We start from the raw sequence: 16,507 nt of genomic DNA on the forward strand, positions 1-16,507 counted from the left end.
AGCAAGTGAGGTCGAGGTTTTACGTTTACGTCGTGAAGCAAATGATTTGCAAAACAAAATGAATGATGCGCAGAATCAGTACTATGTGAAAGCGCGTGAAGAGTTATCTAAAGCGAATACGGATAGCGAAACGCAACAACAAATTGTACTGGGTCGTAGTGACAGTTTAGATCGCGCAGTGTTCAGAGCACCGGTGCGTGGTGTCGTCAAAGAAATTGCGGTGACTACTCGTGGTGGTGTTATTCCACAAAACGGTAAATTGATGACGATTGTACCGATTGACGAACAACTGCTGATTGAAGCGCGTATTTTACCGCGCGACATTGCCTTTATTCGTCCGGGACAAGAAGCACTGGTTAAGATCACGGCCTATGACTACTCAATTTATGGTGGTTTAAAAGGTAAAGTTACGGTTATTTCACCAGACACGATTCGTGATGAAGTGAAACAGGACCAATTCTATTATCGTGTTTATATCCGCACTGATTCTGACAAGCTTTACAATAAAGAAGGTAAAGCGTTTGGTATTACACCGGGTATGGTGGCAACAGTAGATATTCGTACTGGTCAAAAAACAGTACTTGATTACTTACTTAAACCATTTAATAAAGCCAAAGAAGCGTTACGAGAAAGATAATAAAAAAGCCCCGAGATTCGGGGCTTTTTTTATAGGTTTGATTCTATTAAATTCACGTTATAATTTGATTTTTATTGTACTTTATCTTATTTATGGCTTTTACGATTGCATCACAGATTACATTTGAAGAAGAAATTAAAAAAAGTAGATTTCAGGCGATTGCTGCGCCAATAGAAAATGAACAGCAGGTTAAAGAATTTTTAGAACAGAACAAGGATATCTCAACCACTCATCAATGTTGGGCTTGGAAAATTGGGCATAACGTACGCTTTAACGATGATGGTGAACCGTCAGGAACAGCAGGCCGTCCAATCTTGGCGACTATTGAAGGGAATGACCTGACGAATATTATTGTGATGGTTAACCGCTGGTATGGCGGTATAAAACTTGGAACAGGTGGCCTTGTTAGAGCATACGGTGGCTGTGCTGGACAATGTTTATTGTTGGCTGAACGTATTGAATTGATTGCAAAGAAGACGATTCACTTTTCTTGTCATTTTAATGAGTGGGCGATATTTCAATATGAATTGACTCAACAACAGATTGAATATCAGGAAACCTATACGGCAACAGGGGTAGATATCGAAGCGAGACTCCAGATACATCAAATTGAACCGCTCGCCTTAAAACTCAGAGACGTAACACGTGGTCGTGAAGAATTAAAAATTGAAGAGGAATTAACAGATGACTGATTCCTTATTGAAATATCGTGAGCAACATAAGCACCGCTTAAACTATATGCCATGGTTATATTGGACTTTGAAACCTAAAAACCGTGCTTGGGCTGAAGAGTGGCAAAAGGAATATCAAGCTTATTTAATGGATATGGAAACAGTTGAGATTGGTGAAAATTGTTTTATTTCGCCGCTAGCACATATTTTTGCTGAACCAGGCCGCAAAATTATTATTGGGGATAATAGTTTTATTGCGGCTGATTGCACATTGCATGGACCACTCGAAATCGGCAATGAAGTCGCGATTAACCATCATTGTATTTTAGATGGGGGACGAACGGGCATAAAGTTGCATGATCAAGTCCGTATTGCCGCTTATTGCCATTTATATGCATTTGACCATGGGATGCAACTCGACCGTCCACTTTACCAGCAGCCAGTTACGTCCAAAGGAATTGAAATTGAGCAAGACGTTTGGTTGGGTGCGCATGTGGGGATCAAAGACGGTATTAAAATCGGTAAACATGCTGTGGTCGGGATGAATAGTATGGTGACTAAAGATGTTGAGCCGTACCATATTGTCGGCGGAAATCCCGCAAAATTTATTCGCTTAAGAGAATAATACAGTCTTAAGAATGTAATAAAATGTTTGATCTTTAAACAAAAAAGTTGGTTTTTATACATAAACCTTAACATACCAATTTTTATCTATGTTAAGTTAAAGCTAAGTTTTAATAATAATCTCCAAGGCAAAAGACCTGAAGAAGAGAGGCTAACATGAATCGTGTTATTGCGTGTATTGACTCATCACCGTGTATTAATGCTATTGCTGATGCAGCAGCATGGGTTGCTAAAGCAACCGGACGGGAACTTGTATTATTACAAATTCTGGACTATTACCCAGCCAGTTATCATCTTGGTGAAATTAGTGGGGTAATCGGCTTTGAAAGCAATGCAATGCTGCTAAAAGAGTTAGCTGAGCTAGAGCAAAAACAAAGTGAACTCGCGTTAGACTATAGTAATAATTTACTCCGCCATATTTCTGATCTTATTCAAGAAAAACATGGAATTACCAGTTCAAAAATTCAAGAAAAAGGTGATTTTTTAGAACAAAGTTTTAATCTCTTACATGAAAATGACATCGTTATTTTAGGTCGAGTCGGGGAAAGAGCAGCCGAGAAACATAAACCAATCGGTAGCAATGTTGAAAACTTCATTCGTGGTGCGAATTGTACTGTGTTGACCATTGGTGAAAACTTTAAAGTACCAACACGATTTATCTTTGCTTATGAATATTCGCCAACTTGTCAAAAAATGATGCGCCGTATTGCCCAAAGTGACTTATTGCGAACACTGCAATGTCATTTGGTGTATGTAGGAGATCATCCAGAAATATTAAATGAACCAGAGCATTATCTTAAACAAGCGGGTCTAGATGTAGTCACCGTTTACCGTTATGGCGATGTTGCACAAAATATTTTAGAGTACCAACAAGAACACGGTATTCAAATCATTGTGTTAGGGGCATTTAGTCATAGCAAAATTCACCAGTTCTTCTTGGGAAGTATTGCGACAACCATATTCCGAAACGCGACTGTACCATTACTTGTGGCTAAATGATGAGATTTGCATATAGTTATCCGCAAATCTTGTGGATAACTATATGGAAAAGCAACAGTAATAAAAGTAATTAATTGATTATAAATAATAAAATAAAAAAGATGATTTTTTAACCATTATTTCACAATTGCAATTGCGAAGCCATCATGACCTTTTGAGCCAACTGTTTGTAAGGCTGTACAAGACAAGATTTGCGGATGATTTTCTAAGGCTTTAAACATTTCACGGATGCCTTCAATACTCGGTTTTTTATTTTCAGGATTTAAAATATCACCTGCGCGAATTACATTGTCGAGTACGATAATCGTACCTGATCTTGAGAATTTCAGACTCAATTCTAAATATTCAGGATAACCCTGTTTATCTGCATCAATGAAAATAAAATCAAAAGGCTCGATTGATTGAGGATCAATTGCAGAAAGGATATCTGCAGCACGGCCAGCTCGAAGATCAACTTTTACAGGAAGATTGGCATGATCGATATTTTTCTGTGCCATTTCGGCATGAGTGGCACGGCCTTCTATGGTGAGTAAATAACCATCTTCAGGTAAGGCACGGCCTAACCAGATGGTACTATATGCAGCAAAGGTTCCGATTTCTAAAACTCGTTTGCATTTATTCATTTGAATAAGCATCTGCAAGAACATACCTTGGTTAGGAGCCACTGCAAGATGATTTGAAAAGCCGTGTTCGTCGGTATTCTTTAATGCATATTCGAGTCGCGGGTCTTCAGGAATTAAATGTGAATCGATATATTGGTCAATGTCTGTCCACATCTGCTGCATAATCAAATTTACCTATATGTTGATCAGGCTATTTTAAACGTTTATGCCTAGAGTGCAAAAATCTTCGTTTCAAGAAATTTTGGTTGATTGGGAAATGAACAATAAAAAAACTCCTTTCAGTTGAAAGGAGTTTTTTATTAGAAATTACACATTGAACTATTGCGGGTGAGGTCAGGTCCCCAAGTACGATAGCCTTGAGTATCAATATGAATTTGACCTGAACTATATAGACCAATACCCATATTTAAGCTTTGACCATGCTGTGCCCAGAACTGACAAAGTTTAAACTTGGTATTTTCGATAAATGCATAATCTTGAGCTTGTGGGAACTCAGGACCAATACGGAAATCGATTGCCGAGTTAAATAAATGTTTAGATGAGCTTGCACCGCCTGCACATTCATTTAAAGGTAAATCTCGGTAAACCGAGGTCACTTCAAAGTCGGTAAGAACTTTTGCTGCAACTAAATATTTAAATACGCGTAGGGTAGATAAAGAATTTCCCCATAGCTCGCGATTAGGTACAGCATATTCAGAGCGGCCACATTTTTGCCAATCACGTGCTGAACGTAATAACTCAAAGCTTGGCACAATGCCTGCAACGTTATTTCGGGTTAAGAATTTTTCGTATTCCCGAACACGTTGGTAATTTTCACCAGAACTTAACCAACTTCGATAAGATGCAGGCTCAACTTTAGGGGGAATTGGGCGCTCGATAATAACGCGCTCTTGTGGAATAAAGATTCGTTTACCACTTGGAGAGGTTTTGCCTGTTGTTGTGTGTTGGGGAGAGCTGACACAACCTATCATAACCGCTGGGATTATGCATAAGGGCACCATACTCTGCAAAAACTTCCGCATAAGAAAAATTAAGCACTTATAAATATTGCGGGTATTTTAATGCAAAACAGTGCACAAATTACGAGGAATTTGCAATGAAATGTTTGAATAGGGTATAAAAAAAGATCAGCGGTTGCTGATCTTTTTTGAAATTACTTTTCAAGATATTGTAATTTATCAGGTTTGCCGTTCCATTCTTCACGGTCAGCTGGCTGATCGCCAATTTGAGTAATGTTAGGCCATTTTTGAGAAAGTTCAGCATTTAATTCAATAAATACTTCTTGACCTTCAGGTAACTCATCTTCAGAGAAAATTGCATTTGCCGGGCACTCTGGTTCACATAATGCACAGTCAATACATTCATCCGGATTAATCACTAGGAAATTCGGACCTTCGTAAAAACAGTCTACAGGACAAACTTCTACGCAATCTTGGTATTTACATTTAATACAATTTTCAGTGACAACAAAGGTCATGGCGACAGCTACCTAAAAAATATGGTTTCATTTCGAATAGCTTATTTTAGGCAAAAAAGGGGTAAACAAACAATTGCTTTTATTGATATTCTTTATTCATGCATATGAAGATAAGTTAATACGTTGATAATCAAACATATCTTGTAAACCCAGCAGAGCGTAATCTATAAAATTAAAATAATAATATATTTTATAAAACAATAACTTAAAAAATATTTTATTTAATTATTTAGATGTCATTTAAGTCAAGGCATCTATTTTATTAAATACCTTAACTTTTTATTTTTTCTTTTACAAATTTTGATTTACGGCTTTTTTGCTTAGAAAACCTTAAATTTTTAGAACTAAACGTTACATAGTAAATGAATATCTTCAGGTTCGAGCTGCCAAAGTTGTTGATCTGGAGCACTTAGCGGTTGCGCGCCATGCTTCATATAGAAGTCTACAGTGCGTCGACTTGGGGTTGCTGAAATATACAGTTGGTCTGCACCGAGTTGTTTAGCGGACGCTTTTGCAGCTTGCATCAGTTTAGAACCAATGCCTTGACCTTGTTGGTCAGCATCGACATAGAAATAGTGAAGTAATTTAGCGTGAGGATAGTCTGTTATCACTTGGTTTGAGACCACACTTACGCCAACAAGTTTTTCTGTGGCATCAAATGCGCCTACAAATATTGAACCTTGTTCAAAGAGTTGTTTGAGTTTAGGTGGGTCATTTTCTAGATGGTATGAGTCCCAATTTTGTACATCAAAAAAACAATCAACCAATTCTAGCTTTTGCTGTTTTTGTATGTAGTTTTGAGTGATTAATTCACGGCGGCTAATCTGCTGCCAAATAAGATCGATTTCTGAACTTTGCAAAGATCTTAAGATCATATAAATATTATTCTCCGATATGAATAAGCAGACCTAAGCCTGCTTATTCGGAAGTGCTTTATTAAGATTTGAGTGCAGCTTTCAGCTCGTAGAGTTGTTCAAGCGCCTGACGAGGCGATAAGTTATCGACTTCAATTTGCTTAAGTAAATCTAGAGCAGGGGATGAAACCTCGATCTCGACCACTTTCTCTATGATTTGTGAACCAGAGTTTGCATCTAGTGGAGCAAACAAATCATTTTGAAAACTGGTTTGTAGATGTTGCTGCTGCTGTTTTTCTAAAATACGTAAACGCTTCTGCGCTTCTTTAATAACATTGGCAGGAATACCTGCTAATTTTGCAACTTGTAAACCATGACTTTGACTCGCAGGGCCTTGCTGAACTTTATGCAATAAAATCAGATTGCCATTCAGTTCTTGCGCCGTGACATGATAGTTATCGATTCCTGCTTCACTACCAAGTTCGGTCAACTCAAAATAATGAGTCGCGAATAAACATAAACATTTTACGCGCTTGGTTAAATCGACCACACATGCCCATGCTAAAGATAAACCGTCATAAGTACTGGTTCCGCGGCCAACCTCATCCATTAATACCAACGACTGGTTGGTGGCATGGTGAAGAATTTGCGAAGTTTCTGTCATCTCGACCATAAAGGTAGATTTGCCTGTAGATAAATCGTCGGCTGAACCAATACGGGTAAAAATTCGGTCAATTGGGCCAAGTTTGACCGCTTTAGCCGGAACATAGCTACCGCAATAAGCAAGTAAACTGATTAATGCCGTTTGGCGCATGAAGGTTGATTTACCGCCCATGTTTGGACCAGTAATAATTGCCATGCGGTGCTGAGCATCAAGGAAAGTATCATTTGGGGTAAATGGTGCTTTATTTAATGCTTCAACGACAGGATGACGACCAGCCTGAATTTTAATGCCCGTTTCCGGAGTAAATTCAGGGCGCGCCCAATTATTTAAACGTGCTTGATGAGCAAAGTTTGCAATGACATCAATTTGAGCAATTGCTGAACTCATCATTTGTAGGTGAGCGATATTTTCGCGCAGGTTTTCAAGCAAAGCTTCGAATAATGCTTTTTCACGAGAGAGTGCACGCGACTCGCTCGACAGGACCTTATCTTCAAAACTCTTAAGTTCAGGGGTAATGTAGCGTTCAGCATTCTTTAAAGTTTGACGACGGATATAGTCGGCTGGCGCTTGTTCTGCTTGAGCACGAGTCAGTTCAATATAGTAACCGCTTACACGGTTATAACCGATTTTAAGGGTATTAATTCCTGTACGTTCACGCTCTTTAATTTCTAGATCAATTAAGAATTGACCTGCATGATCACGAATTTGGCGTAATTCATCAAGCTCAGCATCATATCCTTCTGCAATTACATTGCCATCACGAAGTAATACGGGAGGGTTTTCAACGATTGCTGCCATTAAATGTTGATGAAGCGCTTTAAAATCACCAAGTTCTTCATCTAGTTGAACTAATAACTTAGATTTCTTCGCTTGAATGACTGGAGTTAACGCCGTTCTTAAAGCTGGAATTTGTGCACATGCATGACGAAGTTGCACCAAATCACGTGGTCGCGCACTGCCTAGTGCAACGCGGCTAAGCACACGTTCAATATCACCAATTTCTTTAAGCACTAAACGAACTGGGTTTTCGTGATATCCCTGAATGAGTTGCTCAATCGCATCTAAACGAGCATCAAGTAATGCAGTATCACGCACAGGTTGCATGAGTGTGCGGCTTAATAGACGGCCGCCCATTGCAGTTTGGCAATCATTTACTAGTTGGAATAATGATGTTCCGTGTTCAAATAATGGTTCGATAATTTCTAAGTTGCGACGTGTAATTGGGTCGAGCGCAATAAAGTCTGTACTTTGTTCAAGTTGGATTGAACGAATATGCGGTAATGCAGTTTTTTGGGTTTCTTTTGCATAGTGAATAAGTGCAGCGGCAGCAGCTTTGGCTAAAGGTAATGGGTCTAAACCAAAACCTGAAAGTGTTGATACTGTAAACTGATCACATAAGGTTTTTTGTGCATTATTTAGGTTGAAGTCTACATTTGGACGTTTAGTAACAGGGCAATCTAAATGCTTTTTAATTTGTTCGATAATATTGGTATCGACCAAGTCTTCATCAATCAAGATCTCACTTGGCATTAAACGCGCAAGTTCAATAGGCAATTGTTCTGGCTTGTAATCTTGTTGTTGAACTTTAAAAATGCCTGCACTCAAGTCAAGTAAAGCAAAACCAATCTGGTTTTGATGAATGCACAATGAAACGAGATTAGATGATTGATAACTGCTGAGTAATGCATCATCAGTTAATGTACCAGGGGTCAGAATACGAACAACTTTACGTTCAACAGGGCCTTTACCTGTTACTTCTCCAACTTGTTCGCAAATGGCGACAGTACGCCCAGCTTTAACAAGACGCGCCAAATAACCTTCTGCCGAGTGATAGGGAACACCCGCCATTGGAATAGGTCGGCCACTAGCTTTGCCACGATGGGTTAAGGTAATGCCTAAAAGCTTGGCTGCTAAATGAGCATCTTCAAAGAAGAGTTCATAAAAGTCACCCATACGGTAGAACAGCAACGCATGTTGATAGTCCGTTTTAACTTTGAGATATTGCTGCATCATAGGTGTGTGAGAAGATAAGTCAGCCATGATTTCAGCGCTATTCATGCGTATTAAACCCTTAAAAAATCAATAATATTTTACGTTTGGTCATCTAACCAATTTCAAGTCTTTTAAAAATGAATGTCATTCAAGAAAAGAACACAACTGGATGAACTTTGAAAATTGGCATCCATAGTATAAAGCGATTTGGAGTCACTCCAGATGTGTAATGGTAACAAATTTGAGTTATTGAAAAAAAGAGTAGTGAAACCCTGAAATATAAGACCAATAAGTTGACTTCAAATTGTGGCTTAAGTGGTCTGAGGTCAAGTTTTTTTCAAGATACTTAAGCAATATGGTTTGCGTAACTTCAATCAAATACTGAAATATTTCGAATCAGAGTATGAATTGCCTACGTCAGTTATCGTCTTGTGCAAAAGTATGCTGAATATAAATAGAGGAGTCATTCATGGGTACGCGTTCAACCATTATGGATACCAATAGCTTTCGTCCAGAACATGCTGCTGAGCTGGACCATGCTACCCGCAAACTGACCGATAAAAGAAATAAAATTTTAGGTGAATCCTATCGCTTGTTTTATCGTAATCCCGTGCATCTGGTGAAAGGACAGGGGCAATATTTATGGGATGCAGCAGGTCATAAATATCTAGATGTTTACAACAATGTTGCCAGCATTGGTCATTGTCATCCTGCGGTGATTGAAGCGGTAAATGAGCAAATGAAAATGCTTAATACCCATACCCGCTATTTACATGAAAATATTTTGGATTATACCGAAGAACTCTTACAAACCACTCCCGATGAAATTGACCGTGCCATGTATATGTGTACAGGTTCGGAAGCGAATGATTTAGCGATTCGTATTGCCCGCGAATATAGCGGTGGTACAGGAATTATTGTGTCTCAAGAATCGTATCATGGAACCAGTAGTTTAACATCAGGATGTTCTCCAGCACTTGGAACTGAGCAGCCTTTAGATGCTACAACTCGCCTAGTTCCGGCACCTGATTATTATCGGATTCAAACTGATGATTTAGGTGAATGGTTCGCACAGCAGATTCAACAGCAAATTGACGATATGAACGCAAAAGGCATCAAGTTTGCAGGTTTTTTAGCGGACTCAATATTTTCTTCTGACGGTGTCATGCCTAATCCTGTTGGGTTCTTACAAAAAGCGGTTGATGTCGTGCATGCCAATGGGGGAATCTTTATTGCTGATGAAGTACAACCGGGGTTCGCGCGCACTGGCGATTCTTTCTGGGGCTTTGGTCGCCACAATGTTGTGCCTGATGTCATTACAACAGGTAAACCAATGGGGAACGGAGTTCCTGTGTCAGGGCTTTTAGCCAAGAGTGAAGTCCTCGCTGCTTTTAGCGATAAAATTCCATATTTTAATACCTTTGGCGGTAATCCTGTTTCTATGGCAGCGGCACAGGCTGTACTTAAAGTGATTCAGGAAGAAGAATTGCAAACTCATAGCAAATATGTGGGAGGGCTACTTCTAAAAGAACTCACTAAACTTATGGATAAACATGAGGTGGTTGGCGATGTCCGTGGCGCTGGTTTATTTATAGGGTTTGAACTGGTTAAAGACAGAACCACTAAAGAGCCGAATAAAGCATTAGCTTTGAACCTTATTGAAGAGCTCAGAAATACTCATCGAGTTTTAACCTCAGTTGCAGGTCCTTATGGCAACGTATTGAAACTGCGCCCACCTTTGGCTTTCCAAACAAAAGATATTGATTGGTTAGTCGGTGCTTTAGATCAAGCCTTAACAAAATTAAAGTAAGACCTTCTATAAAAAATACCCTTCAAGTTGGATGTTAAATCTAATTTGAAGGGTATTTTATTGTTCATATCTTATGTGTCGTTAGAAGTTATCTCGATTTGCTTAAATAATAAAAAGGCCTTTATTCAAGGCCTGTATTTGCGATGTTTTAGTGTCTTAATTGACGTGGGGTAACACCAAACCAACGTTTAAATGCACGAGATAAAGCACTTACTTCTGAGTAACCTAATAAGAATGCCATTTCTGAAATTGGAATATTTTTCTGCTTAATATAATGTTCGGCCAACTCACAACGAACCTGATCGACTAAATGGGTAAAGGTGAGTCCTTCATTTTTTAGACGACGGGTAAGGGCACAACTACTTAAACCAATATCATGAGCGATTTTTTCAAGATTTGGTTCACCTTCACTCAATTCAAGTTGGATGTGAGAGCGAACTTGATCTGCAAGACTTTGACTTTGAGACGAGCGATTGAGTAGGTGCAACGTATCTAGAATCACTGTTAATAAAATAGAATCACGCCCCGGCATACTATGCTGGACGTCTTTTTTTGAAATGATGATGGAGTTAAAAGGTTGATCAAAATAAACAGGCGCATTAAATAATTTGCTATGTTCTTGCCAAAATTCAGGTCGAGTATGTTCAAAGTGAATCGCGCGTGGTGAATAATGAGGACCCATCACTTCACGGATCACATTCATAAACATGCCCATAGTCAGTTCTGCATCTTGGCGACGAGTTAAAATCGCGCCGTGTTGGACCTGATAATCTATGCGCCAGCTATCTCCTAAATCGACCATCCGATTGAGGGTATCTTTCTGATGCAAATAAAAGTTATTGGTCATGTTCATGAGTGCAGACTCTAATGTGTTTGAACAAAGACCTATGTACCCAATTAGCCCTAAGGATTTGGGTTGAAACTGTTGACCATAATGCAGACCAAAATTATCACAACCTGAAACCAATGCTGCCTGTTCTAGCACCTTGCAATAATTGGGTAGTTGTAAGCTCAACGTTGGGCTGATTAAAAGTTCAGGATTAATACCACTAATACCTAAAACGCGATCAACATCTGCACCTTTTTGACGAATAAACTCGCTTAATCCAGAGGCGGCTGCAGACAATACACCTTGATTACACATATTTGAATCGACAAGATGAGCTGGGTTGAGATGTAACATGTCAAGTCTCATGATATTTATTCCTAACTATTCTTATATTAAGCAAAAGCCATACCAGTTTTTGCTTACGTCCATGATTTTGTTTTGTTAAAAGTTTTTATAAAATAATAACTTATGTTTTGCTGTTTTAAGTTTCAGGCTTGATTCTTTAAGAAGAGATCAAGAGTTGTATTTTAGGTTGGGTAGCGAACTAAAAGAAGGCAGAAAATGTATTAGAGATAGGCAAAAAGGGCAGAACTAAAACAAGAAATTAAGCGGCTTCTCATGCATACAACATGTATTGTAGGCATGAGAAAATAAGTGAAATACTAATTTTTTGTAGTTTTTGCCGTTTGAGCACCATAACTTAAACTGGCCATTGAAGGTCTAAATTGACCTGTATTGGCATCGCGGCCCTGTAGTAAAAACTTAGTATTGGCTTGACCATAGCCCTGCACAGCCTGCTGAGAAAACTTTCCAATATCAGAACTCGGACTGCGCAATCGGTTGATGATCAGAACCTTCTGAGTCGCCGCAAAATCTTGCATCATATTTTGATCGCCTTCACTGTCACCTGCGATAAAAATTGGTCCGTAACCATATTTAGAGACTAAAAAACGCTGGATGGTTGCGGTTTTGCCTTTACCTTGAGTTTGCGCATAGCCATGACGAAACTCGGGTAAAATTCGATTTTGTGCATCTCGTTCCAACTCCATGGCGTAGGCATTTTTTTCATTAATGTTATAGCCGATGTCTGGATTAGAAATAATTTCCTTAATCACATCAATAAAAGATGCCGAACAGACATAGACATCAATGCCATTATCCTGAAAGGCCTTAAATAGATTTTGCATTTCACGGTATGGTCTTAAACCATTTTCCCAAGTGGTTTTCACAACGCCTGCTTGACCCGAAAGTGCAGCGGGAGAGGTCCATGTCACAGGTCCAATCGGTTGCTGAATTTGCCAAGCCACCGTTGCTTTTACCAAATTACGGACTTGTTGTTCGGTAAGCCCAGTAAATAAATAAGTGACCCACGGATATGCAACTTCATGATCAAACGTGTCTCCAATTGCCGCATATAGATATCTCATTTTAGTAATGAAATCGAGATAATGCGGATCTTGTTTAATTTGATCGAGACTTTGCTTGCCTTTTAGACCGCTATAGTGGTGATAAAGCCATGTGTAGCTGGCAATAATATCTGGGGCAATTTTATCAATATTGACGGCTTGGCCTTGCTGGTTATTGTAGGCCGCTTCAAAGTTTTGCGAGCTAATCCCTTTACGAATAATCTGATTAAGCTGCTCTGGCGTGACATTAAACGCTAAGTGTTCAAGCTGATAAATTAACGTTGCTTCTTCGATGTCTAAAAATACCGAAGTATTGTCAAAGTCAGTGACAATATATGGGCGTTTTTCAGGATTGTAGTTAGGGCTATCTTTTCCGTAAGTAGCAATCAATTGGTTAAGTTGGTTAAAGTTAAAAGTGTCCCATTGACCTTTTTGGATATATTCCTTTTTAGGAATAGCGACTGCGGGAGATGTACTTTGTAGAGGGTTGTAATTACATGCGCTTAGAGCAACCATACTTGCCAGACTACTGGTGAGTAATAGTGCTTTGGCAACCTTGCTCAGTTGATGGGTAGCTTGCATAAACCCTTCCTTTAAATTCTATATAATTTAAAAACAAAAATTGAAAATGAGGAAAAGCGATCTAAATCACTTTTCAAATTCCGACAGGCATTTGTCCATTTAGATATTTTTTACAAAGACGCACAGTTTCATTGGACCATTTGTCTCCAAGACTTTGAGCCATTTCTGTTTGTGCGTGAGAACCATTCCAAGCCATCATTTGAATGCGGCGTTGCATGATAAAAGTCGGGATCATTTCATATTCTTCAGACTGAATATGACCTACGCGCTCGTAGCCTTTTAACCAGTAATCAACCCAATGAGGTGCATTTGCATAATGTTCATTGAAGCTAATCGCAGCGGCGAGATCATGCATAAACCAGCTCATGCCGCAGTCATCAAAATCGATCACACCGATACGTTCTTGTTGTAGTAATAAATTGGTTAAACGCAAATCGGCATGAATCAGGCCATAGCGTTCTTGGGTTTTACCAAAAAAGTTTAAATCTTTCGAAATTTGTGCAATGGCTTCTTCAATCACGCCGTGATCTTGAGGTCTTAAATGAGGTGCATTTTTCCAGTTTCCCCAGTGTCCATCAGCACCGATCATGGTTTCATGATTCCACACAATACGTTGAAAGTTTTCAGGCGCTTGCCATGTCTTACTATGTACGTGCAACTTTGCGGTAATTTGCCCTAGTTGCTCAAATGCAGTGGGGTCAACTTCAACAGTCGGCATATCGCCCTCAACCCAGTTGAAAAGGACTGCATAACGATAAATATCATTCGATAGTTTTAAAGTAATGACACGCTCACCTGATTGATCTGCAATCGCAACAGGAACTTGAATACCACTCGCATTTAAAGCATCTAACCATTCAAGCTCGCTTTGTATATCGAGTTTGCTGTGATAGCTGGGACGGTGAATTCGAAGTGCATATCGGGTAGAGCCAGTTGAAATCTGAAAGGTTGCATTTTCAGACTGACACAGCAGTTTGACCTGTCCTTGATATTCCGAGGGATATTGCTTAATTGCTTGTTCTGCCAGTATTTGTAATTGAACTTGGCTTAAAAATTCATTTTGTTCTACAGACATAACCCAACTCCTCAATTTAATTTTTAAACACGTTCTGTGTTGAGATGCCGTCGATCTTATAAAAGAAAAAATGAATCAACTTGACTTCAAGTGGTCGGGGAGATGTTTTGCTGTCAAGTTTTATGAATATCTTTTGCGCAACTATTGGTGGTGTAAATTTGGTCGATAAGGCAATACGACAATGAAAGAGTCAGAATTAAGCGTAGATGTGGGTGCTCTACAACAGGACGCAGAGTATTTTGCAAAACGTCAGTTAAAAAAGGGGGCAGTAGGTTGGTTACTTTTGGTGGGGCTAGGTGTTTCTTACGTCATTTCGGGTGACTTTGCGGGTTGGAATTTTGGGCTGGCACAAGGCGGCTGGGGTGGACTCTTTATTGCAACAGTCATCGTCGCGTTTATGTATCTCTGCATGAGCTTTGTAATGTCTGAGATGTCAACGATGTTACCTACCGCTGGCGGTGGCTATAGTTTTGCCCGCGTTGCATTTGGTCCTTTTGGAGGATACCTCACAGGGACTGCGATTTTAATTGAATATGCAATTGCACCTGCTGCGATTGCCGTATTTATCGGTTCATATTGCGAATCACTCTTTGGAATTGGCGGTTGGGCTGTTTATTTAATTTGCTATTTAGTTTTCATGGGCATTCATTTAAAAGGTGCAGGTGAAGCGCTTAAAATCATGTTTGGAATTACCGCAGTTGCTTGTATTGCACTGGTCGTATTCATTGTTGCGATGCTTCCACATTTTGACAGTGCACGATTGTTTGATATTCCAGTCAGCACTCATGCAGGTGCGAGTCAATTTTTACCGTTTGGCTATATGGGAATATGGGCCGCAGTACCTTATGCCATCTGGTTTTTTCTTGCAGTTGAAGGGGTACCACTGGCAGCCGAAGAAGCAAAAGATCCAGTACGTTCGTTACCACGCGGTTTGATTGGGTCAATGTTGATATTGGCATCGTTTGCACTTTTAATTTTATTTTTAGGAGCAGGCGCAGCGGGTTCAAATGCTTTAAAAAATTCAGGAGCACCTTTAGTTGATGCCCTCATTACGGTATATGGTCAGCACACATGGTTGGCAAGCTTTGTTAACTTTGTAGGTCTTGCGGGACTTATCGCAAGTTTCTTCTCAATTATATATGCCTATTCGCGTCAGATTTTTGCATTGTCACGTGCGGGATATTTGCCAAAAAACTTATCGCTTACCAATGAAAATAAGGCGCCATACTGGGCCATTATCATTCCGGGCATTATTGGGTTTTTACTTTCTTTAACAGGTGAGGGCGACTTACTCATTTTAATGGCTGTATTCGGCGCAACAATTTCTTATGTGTTGATGATGCTTTCACATATCAAGTTGCGTTTATCTCGTCCTGAATTACCACGCCCGTATAAAACGCCTGGTGGAATGTGGACGTCTTGTATTGCCTTGGTTCTCGCTGCTGTTGCTGTAGTTGCAGGTTTAATGGTAAATCCAAAAGTTTGGTTATTGGCCGCGCTTATTTATGTCGGATTTATACTCTATTACTTGTTATATAGCCGTCACCATTTAGTGAAAGGCACGCCTGAGCAAGAGTTCGCCATGATTGATGACTGAGTTTGATTGCGATAAAAATAAAGAGGCTTCGGCCTCTTTTTTAAGCTTTATAAAACGACTAAAAAGTTTAGAAACCAAAATAGAAAAGTTTAAATATTTAACTCAAAGTTTACTTTCACGCGGTCTAAAACAATTAAGGTTCGATATGTTTTTACATCTTCATTATCAGCAAAATGTTTTCTAACCAAACTTTCAAAATGAGATAAGTTATTGCTCAGCATAATAATGATAAAAGAGACACCTCCATTCACGAAGTAGCACTGTTGAATTTCTTCAACAGAAGCAAAGTATTGCTTCGCTCTGTCCATAACTACAGAGCGGTCTTCGCTAAGGCGGACTTCAATAATAGACGTAATTTTTTCACCAAATTTAAGCGGATTTAAAATAGCGCAATTTTTTAAAATTATTTCCTTTTCTTCCATACGCGATATACGTCTTTGCACGGAAGCAGCCGATAAGCCAATTTTTTCAGAAATTTCTCGATGCGAAGTCTTATTGTCTTTTTGAAGTATTCTTAAGATTGCGTAGTCAAAATTATCTAAAGAAATATCTGACATGAGTAAATCTCTCATTAAACTTTAAATATAGAGTTATTTAATCGTTTTATTGAGGGTGATCCTAGCCAAAATAATGGACAGTACTTCCCTCTAAAGATAACGTAACGTTA

At 39.2% G+C, this 16,507-nt stretch carries 15 protein-coding genes; 6 read left to right on the forward strand and 9 right to left on the reverse strand.

Features of this window, described 5'->3' with window-relative positions; genetic code table 11:
• The 4 genes from B806_RS0118685 to B806_RS0118700 form a co-directional block, all read left to right on the forward strand.
• Window positions 1–637, forward strand: a 637-nt coding sequence (locus tag B806_RS0118685) for an HlyD family type I secretion periplasmic adaptor subunit (protein ID WP_017403346.1), incomplete at its 5' end; no start/stop codon positions are given.
• Window positions 638–729: 92 nt separating this feature from the next.
• On the forward strand, window positions 730–1,329 hold the full coding sequence (locus B806_RS0118690) for a YigZ family protein (RefSeq protein ID WP_005070172.1): 600 nt from the start codon (window positions 730–732) through the stop codon (window positions 1,327–1,329).
• Window positions 1,322–1,933 carry a chloramphenicol acetyltransferase CAT gene (locus tag B806_RS0118695; RefSeq protein ID WP_002115833.1) on the forward strand — a complete coding sequence of 204 codons (612 nt, stop codon included), beginning with the start codon at window positions 1,322–1,324 and terminating at the stop codon, window positions 1,931–1,933. The genes B806_RS0118690 and B806_RS0118695 overlap by 8 nt, the downstream gene beginning before the upstream one ends.
• 155 nt (window positions 1,934–2,088) lie before the next feature.
• A complete protein-coding gene (locus B806_RS0118700) occupies window positions 2,089–2,931 on the forward strand; it encodes a universal stress protein (RefSeq protein ID WP_002115820.1) in 843 nt (280 codons plus the stop codon).
• A 116-nt stretch (window positions 2,932–3,047) separates the two neighbouring features.
• Here the strand turns inward: B806_RS0118700 and B806_RS0118705 are convergent, their stop codons facing one another.
• The 5 genes from B806_RS0118705 to mutS form a co-directional block, all read right to left on the reverse strand.
• The gene (locus B806_RS0118705; RefSeq protein WP_017399972.1) at window positions 3,048–3,716 is read right to left on the reverse strand and encodes an O-methyltransferase; all 669 of its coding nucleotides are present in this window, start codon (window positions 3,714–3,716) and stop codon (window positions 3,048–3,050) included.
• Window positions 3,717–3,853: 137 nt separating this feature from the next.
• Window positions 3,854–4,576: a D-Ala-D-Ala carboxypeptidase family metallohydrolase gene (locus B806_RS0118710; protein ID WP_174724152.1), complete on the reverse strand. Its 723-nt coding sequence runs from the start codon at window positions 4,574–4,576 to the stop codon at window positions 3,854–3,856.
• A 131-nt stretch (window positions 4,577–4,707) separates the two neighbouring features.
• On the reverse strand, window positions 4,708–5,031 hold the full coding sequence (fdxA, locus tag B806_RS0118715) for a ferredoxin FdxA (RefSeq protein WP_002051033.1): 324 nt from the start codon (window positions 5,029–5,031) through the stop codon (window positions 4,708–4,710).
• 344 nt (window positions 5,032–5,375) lie between these two features.
• Window positions 5,376–5,906 (reverse strand): GNAT family N-acetyltransferase, encoded by a 531-nt coding sequence (locus tag B806_RS0118720; protein ID WP_017403347.1) that lies wholly within the window; start codon window positions 5,904–5,906, stop codon window positions 5,376–5,378.
• A 61-nt stretch (window positions 5,907–5,967) separates the two neighbouring features.
• A complete protein-coding gene (mutS, locus tag B806_RS0118725; RefSeq protein WP_017403348.1) occupies window positions 5,968–8,607 on the reverse strand; it encodes a DNA mismatch repair protein MutS in 2,640 nt (879 codons plus the stop codon).
• A 403-nt stretch (window positions 8,608–9,010) separates the two neighbouring features.
• Between mutS and B806_RS0118730 the strand changes: the two genes are divergently transcribed.
• Complete coding sequence (locus B806_RS0118730) at window positions 9,011–10,351, forward strand: aspartate aminotransferase family protein (protein ID WP_017403349.1); 1,341 nt, start codon at window positions 9,011–9,013, stop codon at window positions 10,349–10,351.
• A 148-nt stretch (window positions 10,352–10,499) separates the two neighbouring features.
• Here B806_RS0118730 and B806_RS0118735 read toward each other — a convergent pair whose 3' ends face one another.
• From B806_RS0118735 to B806_RS0118745, 3 genes are all read right to left on the reverse strand, one after another.
• On the reverse strand, window positions 10,500–11,534 hold the full coding sequence (locus B806_RS0118735) for an AraC family transcriptional regulator (RefSeq protein WP_031944714.1): 1,035 nt from the start codon (window positions 11,532–11,534) through the stop codon (window positions 10,500–10,502).
• A 308-nt stretch (window positions 11,535–11,842) separates the two neighbouring features.
• Window positions 11,843–13,168: a phosphoserine phosphatase gene (locus B806_RS0118740; RefSeq protein WP_017403351.1), complete on the reverse strand. Its 1,326-nt coding sequence runs from the start codon at window positions 13,166–13,168 to the stop codon at window positions 11,843–11,845.
• Between the two features lie 73 nt (window positions 13,169–13,241).
• A complete protein-coding gene (locus B806_RS0118745) occupies window positions 13,242–14,243 on the reverse strand; it encodes a phosphotransferase (RefSeq protein WP_017403352.1) in 1,002 nt (333 codons plus the stop codon).
• Window positions 14,244–14,424: 181 nt separating this feature from the next.
• Here B806_RS0118745 and eat point away from each other — a divergent pair, with 181 nt between their 5' ends.
• Entirely contained in the window at window positions 14,425–15,840 is a 1,416-nt protein-coding gene (eat, locus tag B806_RS0118750) for an ethanolamine permease (RefSeq protein ID WP_017403353.1), read from the forward strand.
• 89 nt (window positions 15,841–15,929) lie between these two features.
• On the opposite strand, the gene B806_RS0118755 is transcribed toward eat, so the two are convergent.
• Window positions 15,930–16,397, reverse strand: a complete 468-nt coding sequence (locus B806_RS0118755) for an Lrp/AsnC family transcriptional regulator (protein WP_017399965.1) — start codon at window positions 16,395–16,397, stop codon at window positions 15,930–15,932.
• Window positions 16,398–16,507: the final 110 nt, after the last annotated feature.

The sequence above is a fragment of the Acinetobacter sp. TG2027 genome (assembly GCF_000302435.1).
GTDB lineage: Bacteria > Pseudomonadota > Gammaproteobacteria > Pseudomonadales > Moraxellaceae > Acinetobacter > Acinetobacter pittii.

What these genes read in the sequence shown, in the direction of transcription:
- B806_RS0118690 (WP_005070172.1), top strand. Translation starts at nt 730, where the DNA reads ATGGCTTTTACGATTGCATCACAGATTACATTTGAAGAAGAAATTAAA.
- B806_RS0118695 (WP_002115833.1), top strand. Translation starts at nt 1,322, where the DNA reads ATGACTGATTCCTTATTGAAATATCGTGAGCAACATAAGCACCGCTTA.
- B806_RS0118700 (WP_002115820.1), top strand. Translation starts at nt 2,089, where the DNA reads ATGAATCGTGTTATTGCGTGTATTGACTCATCACCGTGTATTAATGCT.
- B806_RS0118705 (WP_017399972.1), bottom strand. Translation starts at nt 3,716, where the DNA reads ATGCAGCAGATGTGGACAGACATTGACCAATATATCGATTCACATTTA.
- B806_RS0118710 (WP_174724152.1), bottom strand. Translation starts at nt 4,576, where the DNA reads ATGCGGAAGTTTTTGCAGAGTATGGTGCCCTTATGCATAATCCCAGCG.
- fdxA (WP_002051033.1), bottom strand. Translation starts at nt 5,031, where the DNA reads ATGACCTTTGTTGTCACTGAAAATTGTATTAAATGTAAATACCAAGAT.
- B806_RS0118720 (WP_017403347.1), bottom strand. Translation starts at nt 5,906, where the DNA reads ATGATCTTAAGATCTTTGCAAAGTTCAGAAATCGATCTTATTTGGCAG.
- mutS (WP_017403348.1), bottom strand. Translation starts at nt 8,607, where the DNA reads ATGAATAGCGCTGAAATCATGGCTGACTTATCTTCTCACACACCTATG.
- B806_RS0118730 (WP_017403349.1), top strand. Translation starts at nt 9,011, where the DNA reads ATGGGTACGCGTTCAACCATTATGGATACCAATAGCTTTCGTCCAGAA.
- B806_RS0118735 (WP_031944714.1), bottom strand. Translation starts at nt 11,534, where the DNA reads ATGTTACATCTCAACCCAGCTCATCTTGTCGATTCAAATATGTGTAAT.
- B806_RS0118740 (WP_017403351.1), bottom strand. Translation starts at nt 13,168, where the DNA reads ATGCAAGCTACCCATCAACTGAGCAAGGTTGCCAAAGCACTATTACTC.
- B806_RS0118745 (WP_017403352.1), bottom strand. Translation starts at nt 14,243, where the DNA reads ATGTCTGTAGAACAAAATGAATTTTTAAGCCAAGTTCAATTACAAATA.
- eat (WP_017403353.1), top strand. Translation starts at nt 14,425, where the DNA reads ATGAAAGAGTCAGAATTAAGCGTAGATGTGGGTGCTCTACAACAGGAC.
- B806_RS0118755 (WP_017399965.1), bottom strand. Translation starts at nt 16,397, where the DNA reads ATGTCAGATATTTCTTTAGATAATTTTGACTACGCAATCTTAAGAATA.